The organism is Streptomyces sp. Sge12 (assembly GCF_002080455.1).
GTDB lineage: Bacteria > Actinomycetota > Actinomycetes > Streptomycetales > Streptomycetaceae > Streptomyces.
Genome location: NZ_CP020555.1, coordinates 3,761,218 through 3,783,255, shown reverse-complemented (window position 1 = coordinate 3,783,255; position 22,038 = coordinate 3,761,218). Strand labels below are relative to the sequence as shown.

Below are 22,038 nucleotides of genomic sequence, written 5' to 3'. Positions count from 1 at the left end.
CGGCCGGCCCTCTCGTGGGTGCCCGGCGTAGCTGCCGAGCGTCGTTCGTGCGCGGTGTCACCGTAGTCGTGCGTCCAGCTCATACTCCGAGCTGTGCCCGTGCCCCAAGGTCCGTAATCCCGTCGGGCGCGGCCAATTGGCCTATGCGCCGGGCAATTGAATGCTCGTCGGACAAGCGCACGGGCGAACTGCCGCCCGTTCAGCGGTGGTCGCCGCCCGCGCCGACGGCCCGTCAGCGATCCGGCTCGGAGTCCGCCAGCCAGTTCACCAGCTCGGACGAGAAGGCGACCGGGTCCTCCTCGTGCGGGAAGTGCCCGAGCCCGTCGAACAGCCGCCACCGGTACGGGGCTTCGACGTACTCACCGGAACCGGCCGCACTGCGCGTGCGCATGACCGGGTCGAGCGAACCGTGCAGGTGCAGCGTGGGCACCCGCACCGGCCGCTTCATCCGCCGGTTGAACTGGATCCCGTCCGGCCGCGCCATCGACCGCATCATCCAGCGGTACGGCTCGACCGAGCAGTGCGCGGTGGACGGGATGCACATGGCCCGCCGGTACACGGCCAGGTCCTCGTCCTCGGGGGGCCGCGGACCCGACCAGTCCCGGATCAGATCTCCTACGAGCGCCCCGCCGTCGGCGACCAGCTGCCGCTCGGGAACGAAGGGCCGCTGAAAGCCCCAGATGTGGGAACTCGCCCGTGTCTGACCGAAGTCCGACAGCATCGCCGAGCGCCAGCGGCGCGGATGCGGCATCGACGAGACGACCAGCCGGCGCACCAGCTTGGGCCGCATCACGGCCGCCGTCCAGGCGAGGTAGCCGCCCAGGTCGTGCCCGACCAGCGCGGCGTCGGGCTCGCCGAGGGACCGTACGACCCCGGTGATGTCGAGTGCCAGGTTGGCGGGGTCGTATCCGCGCGGGGTGCGGTCGCTGCCGCCCACACCGCGCAGGTCCATCGCGACCGCCCGGTACCCGGCGTCGGCGAGCGCGGTCATCTGGTGCCGCCAGGTCCACCAGAACTGCGGGAAGCCGTGCAGCAGCAGGACCAGCGGTCCGTCACCCAGCTCGGCGACGTGGAAGCGGGCGCCGTTGGCGGCGACGTCCCGGTGCGTCACCGTCCGGCCGCCGGGGAGGTCGAGCCGTACCGCCGTGGCAGCCGTGGGAGGAACGCTGGAGTCCGGCGTGGGCGCTGTCATGAGGACGAGCGTGCCACACCCACAGCCTTGTCACTCACCGGCCGCGGGTGCGGCTTGACGGTCCCGACCAGCGCGGCGGTCTGCTTGACGGAGGCGATGGACTTCTCCGGCGGCTTGATCTTCTTGAACTTGCGGACGGCGATCAGCACGAGCACGCCCGCGATCAGCAGGAACGCGCTGCCGACGATGAGGAAGGACCATGCGAGCCCGAGCCCGAGGTTGTGGATCCCGTACGCCGCGGCGAAGGTCAGCACCGGGAGCGAGAAGACCGCGAACACTCCTGCGGCGGCGATGGAGGCGGAACCGCTGCCCACGCGCTTGACGTCCTCGCGGATCTCCGCCTTGGCGAGGGCGATCTCGTCGTGCACCAGCGCGGACATCTCGGCGGTGGCCGAGGCGACCAGCTGGCCGAGTGTGAGCTCGGCTCCCTGCGCCTCTTGGTCCACTGCGCTCATCGCTCTCTCCCTCTGTCGTCTGCTGCCGGGCGGCGCGGCTGTCCTGCGTCGTCAGTCAGATCATGCCGGACGGTCGCCCTCGGTGGTGGACCCGGCTGCCGTTTGGAGCGCGGCGGCGGCCGCCTCCTCGGCCTTGCGGCGGTGTTCCGCGGCCCTGTCCTCGTGGATCCTGGCCATCCGCAGGTGGTACTCGGGGTTGTGCTGCTCGTAGATGTCCGGGATGCCGTCGTCGTCCTCGTCGCGCTCCTCGGCGTCGGTGAGCGCCTTGTACCGGCGGTTGCGGAGCTTGAGCATGACGCACGCGAGCGCGGCGGCGATCAGCGAGCCGATCAGGACGGCGGCCTTGACCTCGTCGGTGAGGACGGCGTCGTCGGCGAAGGCGAGTTCGCCGATCAGGAGGGAGACGGTGAAGCCGATGCCGGCGAGCGTGGCCACGGCCAGTACGTCGGGCCAGGCGAGGTCCTCGTTCAGTTCGGCCTTGGTGAAGCGGGCGGCCAGCCAGGTGCCGCCGAAGATGCCGACGGTCTTGCCGACGACGAGGCCGAGGACCACGCCGAGGGTTTCGGGCCGGGTGAAGACCTGGGCGATGGCCTCGTCGGAGAGGGAGACACCGGCGGAGAGGAGGGCGAAGAGCGGTACGGCCAGACCGGCCGACAGGGGGCGCACCAGGTGCTCGATGTGCTCGCCGGGGGACTGCCGTTCGCCGTCGCGGCGGGTGCAGCGGAGCATCAGGCCCATGGCGACGCCGGCGATGGTGGCGTGGACGCCGCTGTTGTACATCAGGCCCCAGATGACCAGGGCGAGCGGAACGTACACGTACCAGCCGTGCACGCCCGTGCGGAGCAGGAACCAGAAGAGGGCCAGTCCCACGAAGGCGCCGCCGAGGGCCAGGAAGTCGATGTCGCTGGTGAAGAACACCGCGATGATCATGATGGCGAAGAGGTCGTCGACGACCGCGAGGGTCAGGAGGAAGGCGCGCAGGGCCGACGGCAGCGAGGTGCCGATGACGGCGAGGACGGCGAGCGCGAAGGCGATGTCGGTCGCGGTCGGGACGGCCCAGCCGTCCGTGGAGCCGTCGCCCGCGATGTTGACGAGTACGTAGACCACCGCGGGTACGGCCATGCCGCAGACGGCGGCGATCACCGGAAGGGCGGCTGCCCGGGCATCGCGCAGATCGCCCGCGACGAGCTCGCGCTTGAGCTCGATGCCGGCGACGAAGAAGAAGATGGCGAGGAGGCCGTCGGCCGCCCAGTGCTGGAGCGAGAGGTCCAGGCCGAGGGACGCGGGGCCGATGTGGAAGGACCGGACGTCGGCGTAGCTGTCGGAGATGGCCGGGATGTTCGCCCATACGAGCGCCGCGATCGCGGCCACGAGCAGCAGCACGCCGCCGACCGTCTCGGTGCGCAGCGCGTCGGCGACGAAGCGGCGCTCGGGCAGGGAGAGCAGGCCGAGCAGCTTGCGGCTCTGGTGGTCGGTGGGGCTGGGCGCGGCCACGAGGGGACACCTCCGGGGGTCGGATCGGACGGCATGGCGAAGCTCATTGCCGACCAGACTTCCCGGCGCACCCTGTGGTCTTTCTTTACGCTTTCAATATTTTACAGGGTGTACGCGAGGACGTATCCGGCGATCATCACTTTAAGCGCGAAAGGGGCACCCGGCGCGGCGCGCCGAATGCCCCTTTCGATGTGTCCCGGTCCGCCCGCAGCACGGGCGGCCGCTCAGTCCTCGCTGCCCGCGGCCGGAAGCTTGCTCTGGATCAGGTCCATCACCGAGGAGTCGGCGAGCGTGGTGACGTCACCGACCGCGCGGTTCTCCGCGACATCGCGCAGCAGGCGGCGCATGATCTTGCCCGAGCGGGTCTTCGGGAGCTCCTGGACCGGCAGGATCCGCTTCGGCTTGGCGATCGGGCCGAGCGTGCTGCCCACGTGGTTGCGCAGCTCCGCGACCAGACCCTCGGTCTCGGAGGCGCTGCCGCGCAGGATGACGAAGGCGACGATGGCCTGACCGGTGGTCTCGTCGGCGGCGCCGACCACGGCCGCCTCGGCGACCGCGGGGTGCGAGACGAGCGCCGACTCGACCTCGGTGGTCGAGATGTTGTGGCCGGACACCAGCATCACGTCGTCCACTCGGCCGAGCAGCCAGATGTCGCCGTCGTCGTCCTTCTTGGCGCCGTCGCCCGCGAAGTACTTGCCCTCGAACCGCGACCAGTAGGTGTCGATGAACCGCTGGTCGTCGCCCCAGATGGTGCGCAGCATCGACGGCCACGGCTCGGTGAGGACCAGGTAGCCGCCCCCGCCGTTCGGGACCTCGTGCGCCTCGTCGTCGACGACGGTGGCGGAGATTCCGGGCAGGGCGCGCTGGGCGGAGCCCGGCTTGGTGGCGGTGACGCCCGGCAGCGGGGAGATCATCATCGCGCCGGTCTCGGTCTGCCACCAGGTGTCGACGATCGGGCAGCGGTCGCCGCCGATGTGCTTGCGGTACCAGATCCAGGCCTCGGGGTTGATCGGCTCGCCGACCGAGCCCAGCACGCGCAGGCTCGACAGGTCGAACTTCGCGGGGATGTCGTCGCCCCACTTCATGAACGTGCGGATGGCCGTGGGCGCCGTGTAGAGGATGGTGACGCCGTACTTCTGGACGACCTCCCAGAACCGGCCCTGGTGCGGGGTGTCGGGGGTGCCCTCGTACATCACCTGGGTGGCGCCGTTCGCGAGCGGCCCGTAGACGATGTAGGAGTGCCCGGTCACCCAGCCGATGTCGGCGGTGCACCAGTAGACGTCGGACTCCGGCTTCAGGTCGAAGACCGCGTGGTGGGTGTACGCGGCCTGCGTGAGGTAGCCGCCGGAGGTGTGCAGGATGCCCTTCGGCTTACCCGTGGTCCCCGAGGTGTAGAGGATGAAGAGCGGGTGCTCGGCATCGAAGGGCTGCGGGGTGTGCTCGGCGGACTGCCGGCCGACCAGGTCGTGCCACCAGATGTCACGGCCCTCGGTGAAGGCGGTGTCCTGGCCGGTGCGGCGCACGACGAGAACGTTCTCGACCTGCGGGCACTTGGCGACGGCCTCGTCGATGGCGGGCTTCAGGGCCGAGGGCTTGCCACGGCGGTAGCCGCCGTCGGCGGTGATGACCAGCTTGGCGTCGGCGTCCTGGATGCGGGAGGCGACGGCATCGGCGGAGAAGCCGCCGAAGACGACGGAGTGGGCGGCGCCGACGCGGGCGCACGCGAGCATCGCGATGACCGCCTCGGGGATCATCGGCAGGTAGACGGCGACCCGGTCGCCGGCCTCGACGCCCAGCTCGGTGAGGGCGTTGGCGGCCTTGGAGACCTCGTCCTTGAGCTCGGCGTAGGTGATCGCGCGGCTGTCGCCGGGCTCGCCCTCGAAGTGGAGGGCGACGCGGTCGCCGTTGCCGGCCTCGACGTGGCGGTCCACGCAGTTGTACGCGACGTTGAGCGTGCCGTCCGCGAACCACTTCGCGAAGGGCGGGTTCGTCCAGTCGAGCGTCTCCGTCGGCTCGGTGGCCCAGGTCAGCCGCCGGGCCTGCTCGGCCCAGAAGCCCAGCCGGTCCGCGTCGGCCTGTGTGTACGCAGCCTCGGTCACATTGGAGGCGGCGGCCAGATCGGCGGGCGGTGCGAACCGCCGCTCCTCCTTGAGCAGATTGGCCAGGCTCTCATTGCTCACGACATCTCCCTTTCCCAGGGTGTCCGTTGTGTCCCCGGGCATAGCTCATCAGTCAGCGGCCCAGGTGACAAGGGGTAGCCGGGAATTGGTTTAGACCTATATCACGACCTGGCCCGCGCGAGAACGGAGTGCGAATGGCCCCTCCCCGCTGCAGGGGGCGGGAAGGGGCCAAACGATTGCACGAATACGGGAGGGTATCGGTTCAGGCGTGCTGGCCGACGCTGTCGAAGACGCGGCAGTCGAAGAAGTCCTCGCCCTCGGACAGCAGATACGCCTGTGCCTCGCCCACGTGGAAGTACATCCCGTGCAGCTCCAGGGTGCCCTCGGCGAGTCGCCTGGCCACCGATTCGTGGGCCCGCAGGTGCTCCAGCTGCTGGACCACATTGGTCAGGCACAGCTGCTCCACGGCGTCCGCCGGGAGCCGGCCGGAGATCCGGGCCCAGGCGTGGTGGCGGCTGGCCATCCGCTCCAGGCTGGGCAGCCCGTGCTTGAGCCAGCGCCGCAGCGGGGTCATCGGGGTGCCGGGCGCGGAGCTGAGCAGGGCCTGCATGGCCCCGCAGCCCGAGTGCCCGCACACGGTGATGCTGTCCACCTTCAGCACGTCCACGGCGTACTCGATGGCCGCGGCGACGGAGTCGTCCGTGGACTCCGCGCCGGGCAGCGGTACGAGATTGCCGACGTTGCGGACCGTGAACAGGTCGCCGGGGCCGCTGGCCGTGATCATGCTGGTCACCAGGCGCGAGTCCGCGCAGGTGAGGAAGAGCTGGGAGGGCCGCTGCCCCTCGCGGGCCAGCCGGGCCAGCTCGTCCCGCACGTGTGGTGCGGTGTCGCGCTGGAAGGCGCTGATCCCGTTGGCCAGTTGACCCGCGCCGCGCCCCCGCAGCGCGGGCGAGGCGGCCTGCTCGGCTGCCGGCTCCGGCTCCGCCGTGGCCTCGGTGCTCGCCGCGGCCGCCTTGGCCGCGGCCGCGGCAGTGACCGTACGGGTGCCTGCGGGGCGGTGGTCGCAGTGGTTCTGCCAGGGCGTCCAGGGCCGGCAGCACTGGTGCGCCCCGCGGCGGGACCGGTCCGCGTGGTGGCTCGCGCCGCCCGGGCCGCCCGCGTCGCTCGCGCCGGGCCCGGTGGGTCCTGCGACCTTCTCGAACGTGTCGGGCTCCCCGGACTCGTCGGACTCGTCGGCGGAGGTGGTGCCCGGCAGCCGCGCCGAGGATCCGGCCCGGCCGGTCACCTCCAGCGTGCCCCCGTGCGCCAGATGGAACTCCTGCCAGTCGTGCAGCGTCTCGTAGGCCGCGTGGTCCATGAACGAGCCGTCCAGCTCGATCACCGCGTGCGCGTCGTGCGGGATCTGGTTCAGCACCCGGCTCAGCCGGGGCACGGCCAGGAAGGTCAACTGCCCGCGCGCCCAAACCCGGTGGACCCCGTTGTCCTCGCGCTCCGCGGTGATCCGGGTCCGCGCGAGCCGGTGCAGGGCCAGGGCGACGGCCACCGCGATCCCGATGGCCACGCCCTCCAGGACCCCGCCGAGCACCACGGCCACGATGGTCGTGCCGTAGACCACGATCTCCCGGTGCCGGGTGACGGTGCGCATGTGCGTGATGCTGACCATCTGCACGCCGACCGCCATCACCAGGGCGGCCAGTGCGGCCAGCGGGATCAGGTCGAGGACCGGGACGAGCAGGCCGGCCGCAAGCACCACCCAGAGGCCGTGCAGCATGGTCGACCTCCGGCTGACCGCGCCGGACTTGACGTTGGCCACGCTCCGGACGGCCACACCCGCGACGGGCAGCCCTCCGAGCGCGCCGGAGACGATGTTCGCCGCACCCTGCCCCCACAGCTCGCGGTTGAGGTCGGCGCGCGGCGGGCGGTTGTCCGTCCGCCGCTCGGAGGCGATCAGCTTGTCGGTCGCGACCGCGGAGAGCAGGGACTGCACACTGCCGACCAGGGCGATGGTCAGGACGGCGGCGAGGATGCCGAGGACGGGGCCGGTGGGCAGCTCGGGCAGGGCGTGGCTGCGCCAGGACGGCAGGTCGACCCGGGGCAGGGCGAGTCCGGACAGCGAGGCGGCGGCGGTGGCAGCGGCCACGGCGGCCAGTGCGGCGGGGGCCTTGCGCAGGGCTCGGCCGGCCCGTCCCGGCAGCCACGGCCAGGCGAGCAGGACGGCGAGGGTCAGGGTGCTGACGCCGAGTGCCGCGGGATGCAGATCGGCCAACTGGGCCGGCAGCCCGAGGACGTTGTCGATGGAGGAGCTCTGGGGGTTGCCGCCGAGCACGATGTGCAGCTGGGCGAGGGCGATCGTCACACCGATCCCGGCGAGCAGACCGTGCACGATGGCCGGGCTGACCATGAGCGCCGACCGGGCGGTGCGCAGTGCGGCGAGGCCGAGCTGGCACGCGCCGGCGAGCACGGTGATGGCGCAGGTGGTGCGCCAGCCGTAGCGCTGGATCAACTCGGCGGTGACCACGGTGAGTCCGGCGGCGGGGCCGCTCACCTGGAGCGGGGCGCCGCCGAGGCGCCCGGCGACGATTCCGCCGACCGCTGCGGCCACCAGCCCGGCCTGGAGCGGGGCGCCGGTGGCCAGGGCGATGCCGAGCGAGAGCGGCAGGGCGATCAGGAAGACGGCGATGGAGGCGGAGAGGTCCGCCGGGAGGTCCTTGCGGATCTCCCGGGTCGGGCGGGTGGGGGAGCTGACTGTCATGGGTTCCCGTCTCCTCGGGGGAGGGATGAAGCGGCGGGAGTCTCAACACTCGGTAAATGGATGGTAATGGAGAGTAAAGGTGAGCGGTGAATAATACGGGCAAATGGCCGACAAATTAGCACGCACGAGTGATTAAGCATTTTGTCCGGCTTGTCATACCTTCCTCAAAGCAGACCGCATGGGACGTTGCGGCGCGGAAGTCCTGCGATGGAACTGCGAGGGAGAGGTGGGGCGGATGATCGCCGCCACGAAGAAGATCGCCGGCGGCCTGGTCGCCACGGCGCTGGTCCTGGGAGCCGCCGGGTGCAGCGTCTCCGAACCCGCCAAGTCCCCGGCTCCAGGGGCCCCGAACGCGCCGAAGGGGGCCGCCGCCCCGGAGGCGCCCGGCAGCGTCAACCGTCCCATCGGCGACGGCTCGACCGCGTACACCGGCACCCAGCCGAACGTGCAGAAGCCGCAGAAGCTGAAGCCCGGCGAAAAGCCACCGCAGTTCGTGGTGTTCTCGTGGGACGGGGCCGGCGAGGACAGTCAGAAGCTCTTCTCGCACTTCCGCGAGGTCGGCAAGAAGTACAACGCCCGCATGACGTACTTCCTCAGCGGCGTCTACATGCTCCCGGAGGAGAAGAGCTCCCTCTACACGGCGCCCCAGCATGCGCCCGGCCGCTCCGACATCGGCTTCGGCGACCTCCAGGGGATCAAGGACACCGCCACCCAGGTCCGCGCGGCCTGGCTGGAGGGCAACGAGATCGGCACCCACTTCAACGGGCACTTCTGCGGCCCCGACGGCGGCGTCGGCACCTGGTCCGTGGACGAGTGGAAGAGCGAGATCAACCAGGCGAAGTCCTTCGTCAAGAACTGGAAGACCAACTCCGGTCTGAAGAACCTGGCGGCGCTCCCCTTCGACTACGACAAGGAACTCATCGGCGCCCGCACCCCCTGCCTCGAAGGCCAGAAGAACTTCATGCTGGCGGCGAAGGACATGGGCTTCCGCTACGACTCCAGCGGCATCAGCAAGCAGATCTGGCCCAAGAAGACGGACGGTCTCTGGGACATCCCGCTCCAGCTGGTGCCCATGCCGGGGCGCGCCTTCGACACCCTGAGCATGGACTACAACTACATGGTCAACCAGTCCGGGACGACCTCCCAGGGCGACCCCTCGCAACACGCCTACTGGGGCGAGCAGATGCGTGACGGCCTGAACCAGGCCTTCGACCGCGTCTACCAGGGCAACCGCGCGCCGCTGATCATCGGCAATCACTTCGAGTCCTGGAACGGCGGGACGTACATGCGCGCCGTCGAGGAGTCCATCAAGACCATGTGCACCCAGAAGGAGGTCCGCTGCGTCCCGTTCCGCGAGCTGGCGGACTGGCTGGACGCGCAGGACCCGAAGGCCCTGGAGTGGATGCGCACCCTCGACGTCGGCGAGTCGCCGAAGGAGGGCTGGGCGAAGTTCCTGACCGCGGGGCCGCCGGCGAAGCCGGCCGCCCCCGCGGGCGTCAAGCCGGCTGCGGAGCAGGCCGAGGGGAGTGGGGACGAGGGCTGACGAGCGCCTCGACCCCCTCGCGCAGGACGAAATCGGGGTCGACCTGGTCCGCCAGGTCGACCCCGGTCTTGGCGTTGCCCCAGCTCTCCGCGTTCTTGAGGTGGAAGCGCACCATCTGCTCGGTGTACCGGGCCCAGTCGCGGTGGGCGTACGAGTCGTCGGCGGCGTCCTGGAGCTCCTGGAGGGCGAACCGGTTGGACGCCTCCAGCAGCTCGAAGGGGGCCGGCCGGCCCTTCTCCATCGCCCGCACCCAGTCGGAGTGCCCCACGGTGACCAGCAGGTCCTCGCCCACCTCGTCCTGGAGGAACTCGATGTCCTCGGGCCCCTGCACCTTGTTCCCGACGACCTTGAGCGCGACCCCGAAGTCCCGCGCGTACTCCTTGTACTGGCGGTAGACGGACACGCCCTTGCGGGTCGGTTCGGCCACCAGGAAGGTCACGTCGAAGCGGGTGAACATGCCCGAGGCGAAGGAGTCCGAGCCGGCCGTCATGTCGACGACCACGTACTCGTCCGGGCCGTCGACCAGGTGGTTCAGGCAGAGCTCGACCGCCCCGACCTTGGAGTGGTAGCAGGCCACGCCCAGGTCGGCCTCGGTGAACGGCCCGGTGGCCATGAGCCGGACGGGCTCCCCGTCGAGCACGAGCGTGCGCGCGCAGCTCTCGTAGACCGGGTTGTCCTCGGTGACCCGCAGCAGGCGCGAGCCGCGCCCGGGCGGAGTGGTCTTGATCATCGCGTCGGCGGACGCGATGCGCGGGTTGGAGCCCCGCAGGTACTCCTTGATCAGGGGCAGGTGCGCGCCGAGGGCGGGCAGCTCGGCGGCCTCCTCCTCGGTGAGTCCGAGCGCGGCGCCCAGGTGCTGGTTGATGTCGGCGTCCACCGCGACGACAGGGGCTTCATTGGCTGCGAGGTGGCGGATGAAGAGGGAGGACAGGGTCGTCTTGCCGCTGCCGCCCTTTCCCACGAAAGCGATCTTCATGTTCACCAAGCGTAGTGGGTTGATAGCAGGGTGTTGTCAAGGTGAGTGAAGAAGACCACTCCAAGGAGGGGTCGGTGCTATGGGTGAGCAGTGCGTAGGCTCCCTACTTATGAGTAGCGCTGCTGACCCGCTGGCCCCCCTGGCCGGCCTCCCGGGTGTCGCCGAGTCCGTGGATTCCGTACGCAAGGCCGTGGACCGGGTCTACGGGCACCGCGTGATGCGCCGCCGCAGCGGTGAGATCACCTCCGAGGCCGCCCTGCGCGGCGCCCGCGGGAGCGCGGCGCTGTCCGGTGCGGACTGGGCGCTGGAGGAGGTGCGCCGCCGGACCGACTTCGGATCGGAGTCGGAGGCCCTGACGGTGGGCGCGGCGCTGCGGCTGACGGCGGAGGCCGGTCAACTGCTCAGCATCTGGCGCCAGTCGCCGCTCCGGGTCCTGGCGCGGCTGCACCTGGTGGCGTGCGGGTCGACGGCGGACGGCGATGTGGTGGGCCGACCCCGGCTGGCGGGCGAGCCGGTCGTCGAGCCGCTGGTGGAGCTTCCGCTGCCGAGCGCCGAGGAGGTCGCCGGCCGGCTGGACGGACTCTCCCGCCTGATCATCGCGGGCGGCTCCGCGCCGGCTCTGATCACGGCGGCGGTGGTGCACGGCGAGCTGCTGGCCCTGCGCCCCTTCGCCTCGTACAACGGGCTCGTCGCGCGGGCGGCCGAGCGGATCGTGCTGATCAACAGCGGGCTGGACCCGAAGGCGATCTGCCCGGCGGAGGTGGGCCACGCCGAACAGGGGACCGAGGCCTATATGGCCGCCTTCGCAGGCTATGTCTCCGGCACCGCGGAGGGGATGGCCGCCTGGATCGCCCACTGCGGCCGGGCGGTCGAACTGGGCGTCCGCGAATCGACGGCGGTCTGTGAGGCCCTGCAGCGCGGCGCGGCCTGACTGCGCCCGTCCGGCTGTCGGGCGCTCGGCTGCCGGACGCTCCCGGCTCTCGGCCCCCGGCTCTCGGACATGGGTTGCGGCGACACCGTCTTGCTTTGGTGTCGCCGCTGGCATTTACGCCCAGTTACCAAGCGTCCTCGATATATGCCCATCAGGTCGGGGTCTTTGCCCGTTACCTGGTGCGGCTGGCCCGTAATCGACGGGTCGACGTCGCGTGGGTGCTCGGCGCTCATGCTTCGGTCCGTGGGCCTTACTGCGTTTTAAAGATGATCCTCTCGGATGTTCTTTGGTCTCGCGGGCCGTTGCTTTATTTGTACTCCGCTTCGGAGCCATGCGAAACCCCTGGCTCCACTTTTTACTTTCCTGGACGATCAAGGGCGAACCGGACGGCCTTTATCCCCGCAGGTCAGGACATTCAGGCAGAGCGGGTGGCGGCCAGGGCGTGGGCTCGGCGCCGGCTCGCGTACCAGACCAGCCCCGCCGTGGCGGCTGCCGCACCCACGGCCGCAGCGGCGACCAGGGCCGGCCGGGTGGGCATGGACAGCCCGGGAAGGCGCTGCTTGAGCCGCACGGGCCGGTTGAAGACGAGGACCGGCCACTCTCGGGCCACGGCCTCCCGCCGCAGCGCCCGGTCGGGGTTGACGGCGTGCGGGTGCCCGACGGCTTCGAGCATGGGGACGTCGGTCGCCGAGTCGCTGTAGGCGTAGCACCGGGTCAGGTCGTAGCCCTCGGACTCGGCGAGCTCGCGTACGGCCTCGGCCTTGGTGGGCCCGTAGGCGTAGTACTCGATCTCGCCGGTGAAGCAACCGTCCTCACCCACGACCATGCGGGTGGCGACGACCCGGTCCGCGCCGAGCATTTCCCCGATGGGCTCGACGACCTCCGCGCCGGAGGTGGAGACGATCACCACGTCGCGGCCCGCGGTGTGGTGGGCCTCGATCAGGGACGCGGCCTCGTCGTAGATGATCGGGTCGATGAGGTCGTGCAGGGTCTCCGCGACGATCTCCCGCACCTGCTGCACGTTCCACCCCTTGCAGAGGGCGGACAGGTACTCCCGCATCCGTTCCATCTGATCGTGGTCGGCGCCGCCGGCCAGGAAGATGAACTGCGTGTACGCGGTGCGCAACACGGCTCGCCGGTTGATCAGGCCGCCTTGGTAGAAGGACTTGCTGAACGTCAAGGTGCTCGACTTCGCAATGACCGTCTTGTCCAGGTCGAAGAAGGCTGCGGTGCGAGGCGAGGAGTGCGGCAAGGGCTGATTTTCCACGCCCCGAGCATATGCGCCCACCATTCGGCGTAAGGTGTGGCGCGTGGGTTTGCCTGAGAAGGCTCTCGGGTACACCATGGAAGTCACGGATCGTTCGCGACCGTGCTAACCCGGTCTGGCTCCTCCCCCCCCGAGTCGGACCGTGGGGACGACCCCCGCTCTCCCCCCCGGCGGGGGTCGTCGCATGTCCGGACGCGGTTCGCGTCCCTGCCTTCGGCCCCAAGTGACCATCCTCCGGCCCCTCCTCTTGCGCGGGGCCGACGCGGCGAAGGCCCTCACCACATCAGACTCGTCACGGTGCGTGATGGTTCCGCCGCGCTCCGGAACTCACCTGCGAGGGTGACCGGGTTATTCACAATCGATGGGTTGTCCACAGTTATCGAGCAAGATCCACTTGTTTTTCCTGATCGCTGCACGGTGATTCCAGCCGCGAAGTCCGTGGCGGAAGCATTTGCAGTGAGAAGGGGGCGGAGATCGTGGCGCGATCGAAGTCGTGTGAAACGCCGGAGTCCGTGGTCGGCGGAAGGAGGACGAGGGCCGGGGTGGGCCCCGACCCCGGTTCCGTGGCCGGATCCACACCCGGCGGCGGGCGGCCGCTGATCATCACCGAGGACCCGCTGCTGCTCGACGATCTGCTGAGGCTGTGCGCCGCGGCCGGTGCCGAACCGCATGTGCACCACGGGCTTCCCGAGCAGGCCGGGGCAGTCGGGGCGGAAGGGGTGGCGCCGGCGGACCCGGGGCTCGGACCGGAGGCGGACGGGGCGGCGGGGAGCGCGGGTTGGGAAACGGCGCCGCTCGTACTGGTCGGCGACGACGCCGCCCGGCGGGTGCGCGGGGCGCCGCGCAGGGCCGGGGTGTTCCTCGTCGGCCGCGAGCTGGACGACCCCCGGGTGTGGCAGCGGGCGGTGGAGATCGGCGCCGAGGAGGTGCTGCGGCTCCCGGACGCCGAGAGCCTGCTCGTCGACCGCATCGCCGACGTGGTGGAGGGGGCCGGCCGGCCCGCCCTCGCCGTGGGAGTCATCGGCGGCAGCGGCGGCGCCGGAGCCTCCACCCTCGCGTGCGCGCTCGCCCTGCGGGCCGCCCGCACCGGGGAGCGGACCATCCTCATCGACGGCGACCCGCTGGGCGGGGGCATGGACGTCCTGCTCGGCGGCGAGAGCGCCGAAGGTCTGCGCTGGCCCGACTTCGCGGCCTCGCGGGGCCGGGTCGGCGCCGGAGCGCTGGAGGAGTCCCTGCCCGAGCTGCACGACCTGCGCGTGCTCAGCTGGGACCGCGGGGACCGGTTGGTGGTGCCGCCCCCGGCGATCCGGTCCGTGGTGGCCGCCGCGCGCCGCAGGGGCGGGGTGGTCGTGGTCGACCTCCCGCGGCGGGTCGACGAGGCCGTGGCCGAGGTGCTGGCCCAGCTCGACCTGGTGCTGATGGTGGTGCCGGGCGAGTTGCGGTCGGTGGCCGCCGCGGGCCGGGTGGCGGCCGGGGTGCGCATGGTGGCCCGGGACGTGCGCGTCGTCGTCCGGGGACGCTGCCCGGGCGGTCTCGATCCGGAAGCCGTGGCCGGGCTGTTGGGGGCTCCGCTGGCCGGGGAGGTTCCGGTCGAGGTGGGGCTCCCCGGGCGGGTGGCCGAGGGGGAACCGCCTGGGTCGCAGGGGCGCAGTGCGCTGGCCCGCTTCTGCGACGGCTTCTGGCAGCGGGCCCTCGGTTCCGCCCAGGGGGTGCCGGCATGAGCGCGGTGCTCCTGGACGCGGTGCGCCGTCGCCTGGCCGAGACCGGGGCGGAACCGACCCCGGCGCGGGTGGCGGCCGCCCTGCGGGCCCAGGGCAGGCTGCTCGGCGACGCCGAAGTGCTCGGGGTGGCCGCCGAGTTACGGTCCGAACTGGTCGGCGCGGGCCCGCTGGAGCCGCTGCTCGCCGACCCGGAGGTCACCGACGTGCTGGTGGCGGCCCCCGACCGGGTGTGGGTGGACCGGGGCGGCGGGCTGGAGTTGACCGGGGTGACCTTCACCGATGCCGATGCCGTGCGCAGGCTCGCGCAGCGGCTGGCCGCCGTGGCGGGGCGGCGCCTGGACGACGCCCGGCCCTGGGTGGACGCCCGGATGCCCGACGGGACCCGGCTGCACGCCGTGCTGCCGCCGGTCTCGGTCGGGTCCGCCTGCCTCTCGCTGCGGGTGGTGCGCCCGCGGGCCTTCACGCTGGAGGAGCTCGTCGCCGCGGGCACCCTGCCGCCCGGCGGGCACCGACTGCTCCGGGACATGGTCGAGGCACGGCTGTCCTTCCTGGTCTCCGGCGGCACTGGAACGGGCAAGACCACGCTCCTCAGCGCCCTGTTGGGGCTCGTCGGGCCCGGCGAGCGGATCGTCCTGGCCGAGGACTCGGCCGAGCTGCGGCCCGACCATCCGCACGTGGTGCGGCTGGAGACCCGGCCCGCCAATCAGGAGGGGGCGGGTCTGGTCACCCTCGCGGACCTGGTCCGCCAGGCACTGCGGATGCGGCCCGACCGGCTGGTGGTGGGCGAGGTGCGGGGCGCCGAGGTGGCGGACCTGCTGGCCGCCCTGAACACCGGGCACGAGGGCGGCTGCGGGACGGTCCACGCCAATGCCGCGGCCCATGTCCCGGCGCGGCTGGAGGCGCTGGGGACGGCCGCGGGGCTCGATCGGGTGGCCCTGCACAGCCAGTTGGCCGCGGCGCTGACCCTGGTGCTCCACCTGGTCCGGGACCGGGAGGGCCGGCGCCGGCTGGCCGAGGTGCACGTGCTGGAGCGGGACGCCGCCGGGCTGGTGGTCACCGTACCGGCACTGCGGTGGGCGGCCCGGGGCTTCGTGCGGGAGCGCGGCTGGGAACGGCTTCGTCCGCTGTTGCGCGGTGCCCGGTGAACGCGGGGGCCGCGCTGCCGGTGCCCCTGTTCGCGGGGGTGCTGTGCGCCGGGGCGGCAGTCTGGGGCCTCGCAGGGGCGGACCGGGTGTCCCGGCGGGCCCGGGTGGTGCTCGCCGCGGGCGCCCCGATGGTTCCGGGCGGGCCACTGCGCCGGGAGCGGCTGCTGATTGCCGTACGGGTGCGGGCGGCGCGATGGCGGGAGTGGTCCTGCCTCGGGGCCGGGCTGGTGATCGCGGCGCTCGGCGGGTCGGTGATCCCGCTGCTGGCGGGGGCGGCCGCGGTGCCGCTGGTACGGCGCTGGCTGCGGGTACGGGCGCGGGTACGGGCCCGGGCCGCGCGGGCCGCCGAGGCGGTGGCCCTGTGTGGGGCGGTGGTGGGTGAGCTGCGTGCGGGCGCCCAGCCGGGGCAGGCCCTGACGGCGGCGATGCGGCGCACGGTCGTCGGACCCGGCGGCCCGGGCGCATTGGAGACCGGCGTCCTGGCCGCGGCGGCGTTCGGCGGGGACGTGCCCGGTGCGCTGCGCCAGGCGGCGCGGGAGCCCGGCGCGGAGGGGCTGGCCGGGATGGCGGCCTGCTGGCGGGTGTCGGTCGACGGCGGTGCGGGACTGGCCGCCGGACTGGAGCGGTTGGAGGGGGCGCTGAGGGCCGAGCGGGACCGGCAGGAGTCGCTGCGGGCCCAGTTGGCGGGGGCGCGGTCGACGGTGCTGGTGCTGGCCCTGCTGCCGCTGGTGGGCCTGCTGATCGGCACCGGGCTGGGCGCGGATCCGCTGCGGGTGCTGCTGCACACCCCCATGGGGTGGGGGTGTCTGGTGGCGGGCGGCGTGCTGGAGGCACTGGGACTGCTGTGGTGCCGGCGGATCGTCCGGGCGGGGGAGCGGTGATGGGCGGGCATCTCGTCCACAGGCTGGGGATTGTCGTATGCCTCGCGGCGGCGGCGCTGTGGACGGTGCGAGAGGTGACCGCGCGGGTCCGGTCGCGGGCGGCCCGGCGCAGGATCGTGGCCCTGCTGGGGGTGGAGCCCGGACTGCGGGGGCCGGTGTTCGGCTCCGCGGTGCGCGGCGCGGTGGCGGTGTGGGCCGGGCCGGCCGGGGTGCTGCTGGCGGGCTGGGTGCTCGTCGGCGGGGTGGCGGGTGTGGCCGTCGGCGGTCTGGTGGCGCTCGGCGTGCGGCGGTGGCGGTCCAGGGCCCGGTCGCCGGTCGCGGTGGATCCGAAGGAGGCGGAGCGTCAGCTGCCTTTTGCCGCGGATCTGTTGGCTGCCTGCCTGGCGGCCGGGGCGGGCCCGGTGGAGGCCGCCGAGGTGGTCGGGGAGTCGCTGGGAGGCCCGGTGGGCGAGCGGCTGGCGAGAGCGGGGGCGGAGCTGCGGCTCGGCGGCGAACCGGGCGCCGCGTGGGGGAGGTTGGCGGAGATACCCGGTGCCCGTGCCCTCGCGGAATGCCTGGAACGGGCCGCCCGGACGGGTGCACCCGCGGCGGAACCGGTCTCCCGGCTCGCCTCCGGGCTGCGGGAGGACCGCGCCCGCAGTGCGGGAGCGCGGGCGCAGCGGGCGGCGGTGCTCGTCACGGCGCCGGTGGGGCTGTGTTTTCTCCCCGCTTTTCTCGCGATCGGGGTCGCGCCGGTGGTGATCGGTATGGCCTCGGGACTTCTCTCGAACACCTGAAGTCGCATTGACCACAGACATCAACAGCGGAAATCCACAGGAGGTTGTCATGAGGATCATCTGGTTTCGTGTACGGAAGGTGTTGGCGGGGCGTGGGGGCGACGCGGGGATGTCGACCTCGGAATACGCCATGGGCACGATCGCGGCCTGTGCATTCGCGGCCGTCCTGTACAAGGTGGTGACGAGTGAAGTCGTCGCCACGGCCCTTCAGTCGACCATCGGAAAGGCGCTCGATGTGCCGTTCTGAGGGCGGGTCACGGGGCGTCCGCGGAAAATCGGACCGGGGATATGTGACGGCGGAGGCCGCCCTCGTGATCCCGGCGCTGGTGCTGTTCGCGGCGCTGCTGGTGTGGGCGCTGATGGCGGCGGCCGCGCAGATCCGGTGTGTGGACGCGGCCCGGGCCGGCGCCCGGGCCGCGGCCAGGTCGGAGCCGGTGGAGGTGGCGGAGGCGGCCGCCCGGGCGGCTGCTCCGCAGGGGGCGCGGGTGGAGCTGGAGCGGGTGGGCGACCTGTGGCGGGTCCGGGTGGCGGCGCCCGCTCCGGGTCCGGGCGGGCTGCCGGTACGGCTCGGCGCGCAGGCGGTGGCCCTGGCGGAGGACAGCGTGGGGCCGCCGCCATGAGCGGGGACCGGGGTTCGGCCACGGTCTGGGCGGCACTGGTGGCGACGGTACTGGGCGCGGTGTTCGGTGGTGTGCTGCTGCTCGGCCAGGCCGTCGTGGCCCGCCACCGCGCGGCGGCGGCCGCCGACCTGGCGGCGCTCGCGGCGGCGGCGACCTGGGCGCACGGGCCGGAGCCGGCGTGCGCGGCGGCCCTGCGGGTGGCCCGGGCACAGGGCGCGGCACTGGGCGGGTGCCTGCTGCGGGGGGAGGTCGCCGAGGTCACCGCGCGGGTCGCGGCGGGCCCCTTCACCCCCGCGGTCCGGGCCCGGGCGGGCCCGCCCGAGCCTCGGCCGGGCTGAGCCCGCGGCCGGGTTGGTTGAGCCCGCAGTCGGGCGGCCCCGGGGCGCTCCCGCAGCCGCCCCGGGCCGCCGCCCGCCGGGCCCCGGAACGTCGATGGGGCCGCGCGCCAGGCTTCGGCAGGGCCGCGCCGGGCCCCGCGGGACTCCTGTCGGGCCCCGCTGGACCCCCTCGGGCCCCGCTGAACCCGGTCAGGCTCCGTGGGACCCCGTCGGGCCCCGCGGGACCCCCGTCAGGACTCGGGGGCTTCGGGGGGCGGGGATTCGGAGAGGAGGCGCGTGAGGAGGCGGATGGCGCCGCGCTTGTGCAGGGGCTCGTTGCCGTTGCCGCACTTGGGGGACTGGATGCAGGAAGGGCAGCCGGACTCGCACTCGCAGGCGGCGATCGCGTCGCGGGTGGCCGTCAGCCAGGCGCGGGCCGTGCGGAAGGCGCGCTCCGCGAAGCCGGCGCCGCCGGGGTGGCCGTCGTAGACGAAGACCGTGGGGAGGAGGGTGTCGGGATGGAGCGGCACGGAGACGCCGCCGATGTCCCAGCGGTCGCAGGTGGCGAAGAGCGGGAGCATGCCGATGGAGGCGTGTTCGGCGGCGTGCAGGGCGCCGCCGAGGATCTCCGGGTTGATCCGGGCCTCGTCGAGCTGGTCCTCGGTCACGGTCCACCACACGGCCCGGGTGCGCAGGGTGCGGGGCGGCAGGTCGAGCTTGGCCTCGCCCAGCACCTCCCCGGTGATCAGTTTGCGGCGCAGGTAGGAGACGACCTGGTTGGTGACCTCGACGGAACCGAAGCAGAGCCGGGCCGAGCCCCACGGGATTTCGGTCTCGGTCTCCAGGATGGAGATGGAGGTGGTGTCACGGGCCGTGGTGGAGAAGGGCGGGTCCGCCTGTTCCACGAGGGCCACGGAGTCCTCCAGGTCCAGGTGCTTCACGAGATACGTGCGGCCCTGGTGGAGGTGGACGGCTCCCTCGTGGACGGCGGTGTGGGCCGCCGACTCGTCGACGGTGCCCAGCAGCCGGCCGGTCGTGGCCTCGACGATCTGCACCGGGCGGCCGCCGCCGCCCCGGATGTCGGTCAGGTCCGAGGCTCGTTCCCGGCGGGTCCAGTGCCAGGCGGTCGCCCGGCGGCGCAGCAGCTTCGCCGCTTCGAGCTGGGGGAGGAGTTCCGCGGTCGCCGGGCCGAAGAGTTCCAGGTCCGCGTCGGTCAGCGGCAGCTCCGCCGCCGCCGCGCACAGGTGGGGGGCGAGGACGTACGGGTTGTCGGGGTCCAGGACGGTGGCTTCCACCGGTTGGCGGAACAGCGCCTCCGGATGGTGCACGAGGTAGGTGTCCAGCGGGTCGTCCCGGGCGATCAGCACGGCCAGGGCGCCCTGGCCCGAGCGCCCTGCGCGGCCGGCCTGCTGCCACAGGGAGGCCCTGGTGCCCGGGTAGCCGGTGATCAGGACGGCGTCCAGGCCCGAGACGTCCACACCCAGCTCCAGGGCCGTTGTCGCGGCCAGCCCGAGCAGCTCCCCCGAGTGCAGGGCCCGCTCCAGGGCCCGGCGCTCCTCGGGGAGGTAGCCGCCCCGGTAGGCGGCGACCCGGCGCGGCAGCGACCGGTCGACCGACGCCAGCCGTTCCTGGGTGATGACGGAGATCAGCTCGGCACCGCGCCGGGAGCGGACGAAGGCGACCGTACGGACCCCCTGGACGACCAGGTCGGTCAGCAGGTCGGCCGTCTCCGCGGTGGCCGTACGGCGTACGGGCGCGCCCTTCTCGCCGCGCAGCTCGGTGAGCAGCGGAGGCTCCCACAGGGCGAAGACCACTTCGCCGCGCGGAGAGGCGTCGTCGGTGATCTCGATCACCCGTACGCCGGTCAGCCGGGACGCGGCCGCCGCCGGGTCGCTCGCGGTGGCGGAGGCCAGCAGGAAGACCGGATTGGCGCCGTAACGGGCGCACAGCCGCCGCAGCCGGCGCAGGACCTGGGCCACGTGGGAGCCGAAGACCCCGCGGTAGGTGTGGCACTCGTCGATCACCACGTAGCGCAGGGCCCGCAGGAAGGAGGACCAGCGCGGGTGGGCCGGGAGGATCCCGCGGTGCAGCATGTCGGGGTTGGTCAGGACGTAGTTCGCGTACTGGCGGACCCATTCGCGTTCCTCGACGGGCGTGTCCCCGTCGTAGACCGCGGGGCGTACGGCGTTGCCCAGCGGGGCGGCCAGTTCCCGTACGGCGCGCCGCTGGTCGGCCGCCAGGGCCTTGGTGGGGGCCAGGTACAGGGCGGTCGCGCCCCGGCCGTTCGGGGCCTCGGCGCCGTCCGCGAGGGCGGAGAGCACGGGAGCGAGGTAGGCCAGGGACTTGCCGGAGGCGGTGCCGGTGGCCACGACCACGGACGTTCCGTCGAGGGCGAGCTCGGCCGCCGCGGCCTGGTGTTCCCACGGATGGTCGATTCCGGCCGATCGGATCGCGGCCACGACGTCTGTTCGGATGCGGTCGGGCCAGACTGCATGACGACCCGCCCGAGGGGGCAAGTGCTCCGTATGGGTGATGCGCGCAGCACGGGAAGGCCCCCGTGACAGACGGTCCAGGACCGTGTCGGGGGTGGGTCGAGGGTCCGCGGGCGCCGTGGGCCGTCCGGGACCGTGAGTGTTGGCCATCGGAACCGAGTGTGTCACCGGCGTGCGGGACAATGGTCCGAAGGCGTCGTGCGCGCCTGCCGGTAAGTGATTGAATGCCATCGCGGCAGCCAATCCCTCGCCTACCTTCGGGTGAGGGGGCGTCGCTCGATAGCAAGGTGCTGGAGGATCCGTGGACCTGTCCCTGTCGACTCGCACTGTCGGCGACCGTACGGTCGTGGAGGTCGGTGGCGAGATTGATGTGTATACCGCGCCCAAGCTGCGCGAGCAGTTGGTCGAGTTGGTGAACGACGGCAGCTACCACCTGGTTGTCGACATGGAGCGAGTGGACTTCCTCGACTCCACCGGGCTTGGTGTGCTCGTGGGAGGCCTCAAGCGCGTCCGTGCGCACGAGGGCTCGCTCCGTCTGGTGTGCAACCAGGAGCGCATCCTGAAGATCTTCCGCATCACCGGTCTGACCAAGGTGTTTCCGATCCACACCACTGTGGAAGACGCCGTCAACGCCACTGACTGACGGCTCCGAGCGGCTCCCCGCGGCCTCCGGGCGGCAGGGAGCCGACAAGGAGAGCGGGGGTGCCGGGCCATGGTTGGTCCGGGCCCCTGTCAAGGCACGCCCGTAGTCCGAGGGGGACGCGCATGGCCACCGTTGAACTGCGCTTCAGCGCCCAGCCCGAACACGTCCGTACGGCCCGCCTGGTCGCGGCCGCCGTCGCGCGCCGGGTCGGTGTGGAGGAAGCCGTCCTCGACGAGGTCCGCCTCGCCGTGGGTGAGGCCTGTTCGCGTGCCGTGGGACTCCATCGGCTCAACGGGCTGACCGCGCCCGTCCGCGTCGTGCTGACCGAGGACGAGAAGGTGTTCTCCATCGAGGTCGGTGACGAGGTCCCCCACCCGTCCGGCGGTACCTCGGACGCCGTCTCCGGCATCACCGCCGTCCTGGAGTCCGACGGCGAGGCCGAGGACGAGATGGGGCTCGCGGTGATCAGCGGGCTCGTCGACGACGTCGAGGTGACCAGTGGGGAATCGGGCGGAACGATTCGGATGAGCTGGCCCGTCGCCGGTGTCTCCGAGCTGCCCTGAGATCCACCGCGCTCCGCGCCATCCACCGCGCGCGCAATCCTTCGTATCTTCCGATCTTTATCAAGGCCCTGCTGAGCAGGGCCTTTTTGATTTCCCTAGATCATTGATCCGGCGTCAATGCCTTTGCCCCATTACTACTTTCGAGGGTAA

The 22,038-nt window shown here is 72.3% G+C and carries 19 protein-coding genes; 11 read left to right on the top strand and 8 right to left on the bottom strand.

Translation table 11 applies throughout. The features are described 5' to 3' along the window. Nucleotides 1–232: 232 nt before the first annotated feature. The 5 genes from B6R96_RS16710 to B6R96_RS36835 form a co-directional block, all read right to left on the bottom strand. Nucleotides 233–1,192 (bottom strand): alpha/beta fold hydrolase, encoded by a 960-nt coding sequence (locus B6R96_RS16710; RefSeq protein ID WP_081522834.1) that lies wholly within the window; start codon nucleotides 1,190–1,192, stop codon nucleotides 233–235. Continuing rightward, nucleotides 1,189–1,647: a phage holin family protein gene (locus B6R96_RS16705; protein ID WP_030383651.1), complete on the bottom strand. Its 459-nt coding sequence runs from the start codon at nucleotides 1,645–1,647 to the stop codon at nucleotides 1,189–1,191. The genes B6R96_RS16710 and B6R96_RS16705 overlap by 4 nt, the downstream gene beginning before the upstream one ends. Before the next feature lie 60 nt (nucleotides 1,648–1,707). After that, a complete protein-coding gene (gene nhaA / locus B6R96_RS16700) occupies nucleotides 1,708–3,141 on the bottom strand; it encodes a Na+/H+ antiporter NhaA (RefSeq protein ID WP_081522833.1) in 1,434 nt (477 codons plus the stop codon). A gap of 224 nt (nucleotides 3,142–3,365) precedes the next feature. Beyond that, on the bottom strand, nucleotides 3,366–5,363 hold the full coding sequence (acs, locus tag B6R96_RS16695; RefSeq protein ID WP_203351631.1) for an acetate--CoA ligase: 1,998 nt from the start codon (nucleotides 5,361–5,363) through the stop codon (nucleotides 3,366–3,368). A gap of 160 nt (nucleotides 5,364–5,523) precedes the next feature. Then, nucleotides 5,524–8,013, bottom strand: a complete 2,490-nt coding sequence (locus tag B6R96_RS36835; protein WP_107475528.1) for a SulP family inorganic anion transporter — start codon at nucleotides 8,011–8,013, stop codon at nucleotides 5,524–5,526. 235 nt (nucleotides 8,014–8,248) lie between these two features. Between B6R96_RS36835 and B6R96_RS16680 the strand changes: the two genes are divergently transcribed. Further along, nucleotides 8,249–9,556, top strand: coding sequence for a hypothetical protein (locus B6R96_RS16680; protein WP_081522831.1), 1,308 nt, complete (start codon nucleotides 8,249–8,251; stop codon nucleotides 9,554–9,556). Here the strand turns inward: B6R96_RS16680 and B6R96_RS16675 are convergent. Next, nucleotides 9,510–10,532 (bottom strand): ATP-binding protein, encoded by a 1,023-nt coding sequence (locus B6R96_RS16675; RefSeq protein WP_081522830.1) that lies wholly within the window; start codon nucleotides 10,530–10,532, stop codon nucleotides 9,510–9,512. The two genes, B6R96_RS16680 and B6R96_RS16675, sit on opposite strands and share 47 nt — an antisense overlap. 109 nt (nucleotides 10,533–10,641) lie before the next feature. Here B6R96_RS16675 and B6R96_RS16670 point away from each other — a divergent pair, with 109 nt between their 5' ends. Further along, entirely contained in the window at nucleotides 10,642–11,463 is an 822-nt protein-coding gene (locus B6R96_RS16670; RefSeq protein WP_081522829.1) for an oxidoreductase, read from the top strand. A gap of 415 nt (nucleotides 11,464–11,878) precedes the next feature. Here B6R96_RS16670 and B6R96_RS16665 read toward each other — a convergent pair whose 3' ends face one another. Beyond that, nucleotides 11,879–12,754, bottom strand: coding sequence for an HAD family hydrolase (locus tag B6R96_RS16665; RefSeq protein WP_051778799.1), 876 nt, complete (start codon nucleotides 12,752–12,754; stop codon nucleotides 11,879–11,881). A gap of 539 nt (nucleotides 12,755–13,293) precedes the next feature. On the opposite strand from B6R96_RS16665, the gene ssd reads away from it, so the two are divergent. The 7 genes from ssd (at nucleotide 13,294) to B6R96_RS16630 (ending at nucleotide 18,211) form a co-directional block, all read left to right on the top strand. After that, nucleotides 13,294–14,451, top strand: a complete 1,158-nt coding sequence (gene ssd / locus B6R96_RS16660; protein ID WP_237291440.1) for a septum site-determining protein Ssd — start codon at nucleotides 13,294–13,296, stop codon at nucleotides 14,449–14,451. Further along, the gene (locus B6R96_RS16655; protein WP_081522827.1) at nucleotides 14,448–15,596 is read left to right on the top strand and encodes a TadA family conjugal transfer-associated ATPase; all 1,149 of its coding nucleotides are present in this window, start codon (nucleotides 14,448–14,450) and stop codon (nucleotides 15,594–15,596) included. The genes ssd and B6R96_RS16655 overlap by 4 nt, the downstream gene beginning before the upstream one ends. Beyond that, a complete protein-coding gene (locus B6R96_RS16650) occupies nucleotides 15,593–16,477 on the top strand; it encodes a type II secretion system F family protein (RefSeq protein WP_237291439.1) in 885 nt (294 codons plus the stop codon). Before B6R96_RS16655 ends, B6R96_RS16650 begins: the two co-directional genes overlap by 4 nt. Before the next feature lie 74 nt (nucleotides 16,478–16,551). Further along, nucleotides 16,552–17,253, top strand: a complete 702-nt coding sequence (locus tag B6R96_RS16645; protein ID WP_335755540.1) for a type II secretion system F family protein — start codon at nucleotides 16,552–16,554, stop codon at nucleotides 17,251–17,253. A 49-nt stretch (nucleotides 17,254–17,302) separates the two neighbouring features. Continuing rightward, on the top strand, nucleotides 17,303–17,500 hold the full coding sequence (locus tag B6R96_RS16640; protein WP_081522826.1) for a DUF4244 domain-containing protein: 198 nt from the start codon (nucleotides 17,303–17,305) through the stop codon (nucleotides 17,498–17,500). After that, nucleotides 17,487–17,873 (top strand): TadE family type IV pilus minor pilin, encoded by a 387-nt coding sequence (locus B6R96_RS16635; protein ID WP_081522825.1) that lies wholly within the window; start codon nucleotides 17,487–17,489, stop codon nucleotides 17,871–17,873. The genes B6R96_RS16640 and B6R96_RS16635 overlap by 14 nt, the downstream gene beginning before the upstream one ends. Next, the gene (locus tag B6R96_RS16630; protein WP_081522824.1) at nucleotides 17,870–18,211 is read left to right on the top strand and encodes an Rv3654c family TadE-like protein; all 342 of its coding nucleotides are present in this window, start codon (nucleotides 17,870–17,872) and stop codon (nucleotides 18,209–18,211) included. Before B6R96_RS16635 ends, B6R96_RS16630 begins: the two co-directional genes overlap by 4 nt. A 230-nt stretch (nucleotides 18,212–18,441) precedes the next feature. Here the strand turns inward: B6R96_RS16630 and B6R96_RS16625 are convergent, their stop codons facing one another. Beyond that, nucleotides 18,442–20,913 (bottom strand): DEAD/DEAH box helicase, encoded by a 2,472-nt coding sequence (locus tag B6R96_RS16625; protein WP_081522823.1) that lies wholly within the window; start codon nucleotides 20,911–20,913, stop codon nucleotides 18,442–18,444. A gap of 70 nt (nucleotides 20,914–20,983) precedes the next feature. Between B6R96_RS16625 and bldG the strand changes: the two genes are divergently transcribed. Both bldG and B6R96_RS16615 read left to right on the top strand, forming a co-directional pair. After that, on the top strand, nucleotides 20,984–21,325 hold the full coding sequence (gene bldG, locus B6R96_RS16620; protein WP_008743037.1) for an anti-sigma factor antagonist BldG: 342 nt from the start codon (nucleotides 20,984–20,986) through the stop codon (nucleotides 21,323–21,325). A gap of 122 nt (nucleotides 21,326–21,447) precedes the next feature. Continuing rightward, the gene (locus tag B6R96_RS16615) at nucleotides 21,448–21,888 is read left to right on the top strand and encodes an ATP-binding protein (RefSeq protein WP_081522822.1); all 441 of its coding nucleotides are present in this window, start codon (nucleotides 21,448–21,450) and stop codon (nucleotides 21,886–21,888) included. The last annotated feature ends 150 nt before the right edge of the window (nucleotides 21,889–22,038 follow it).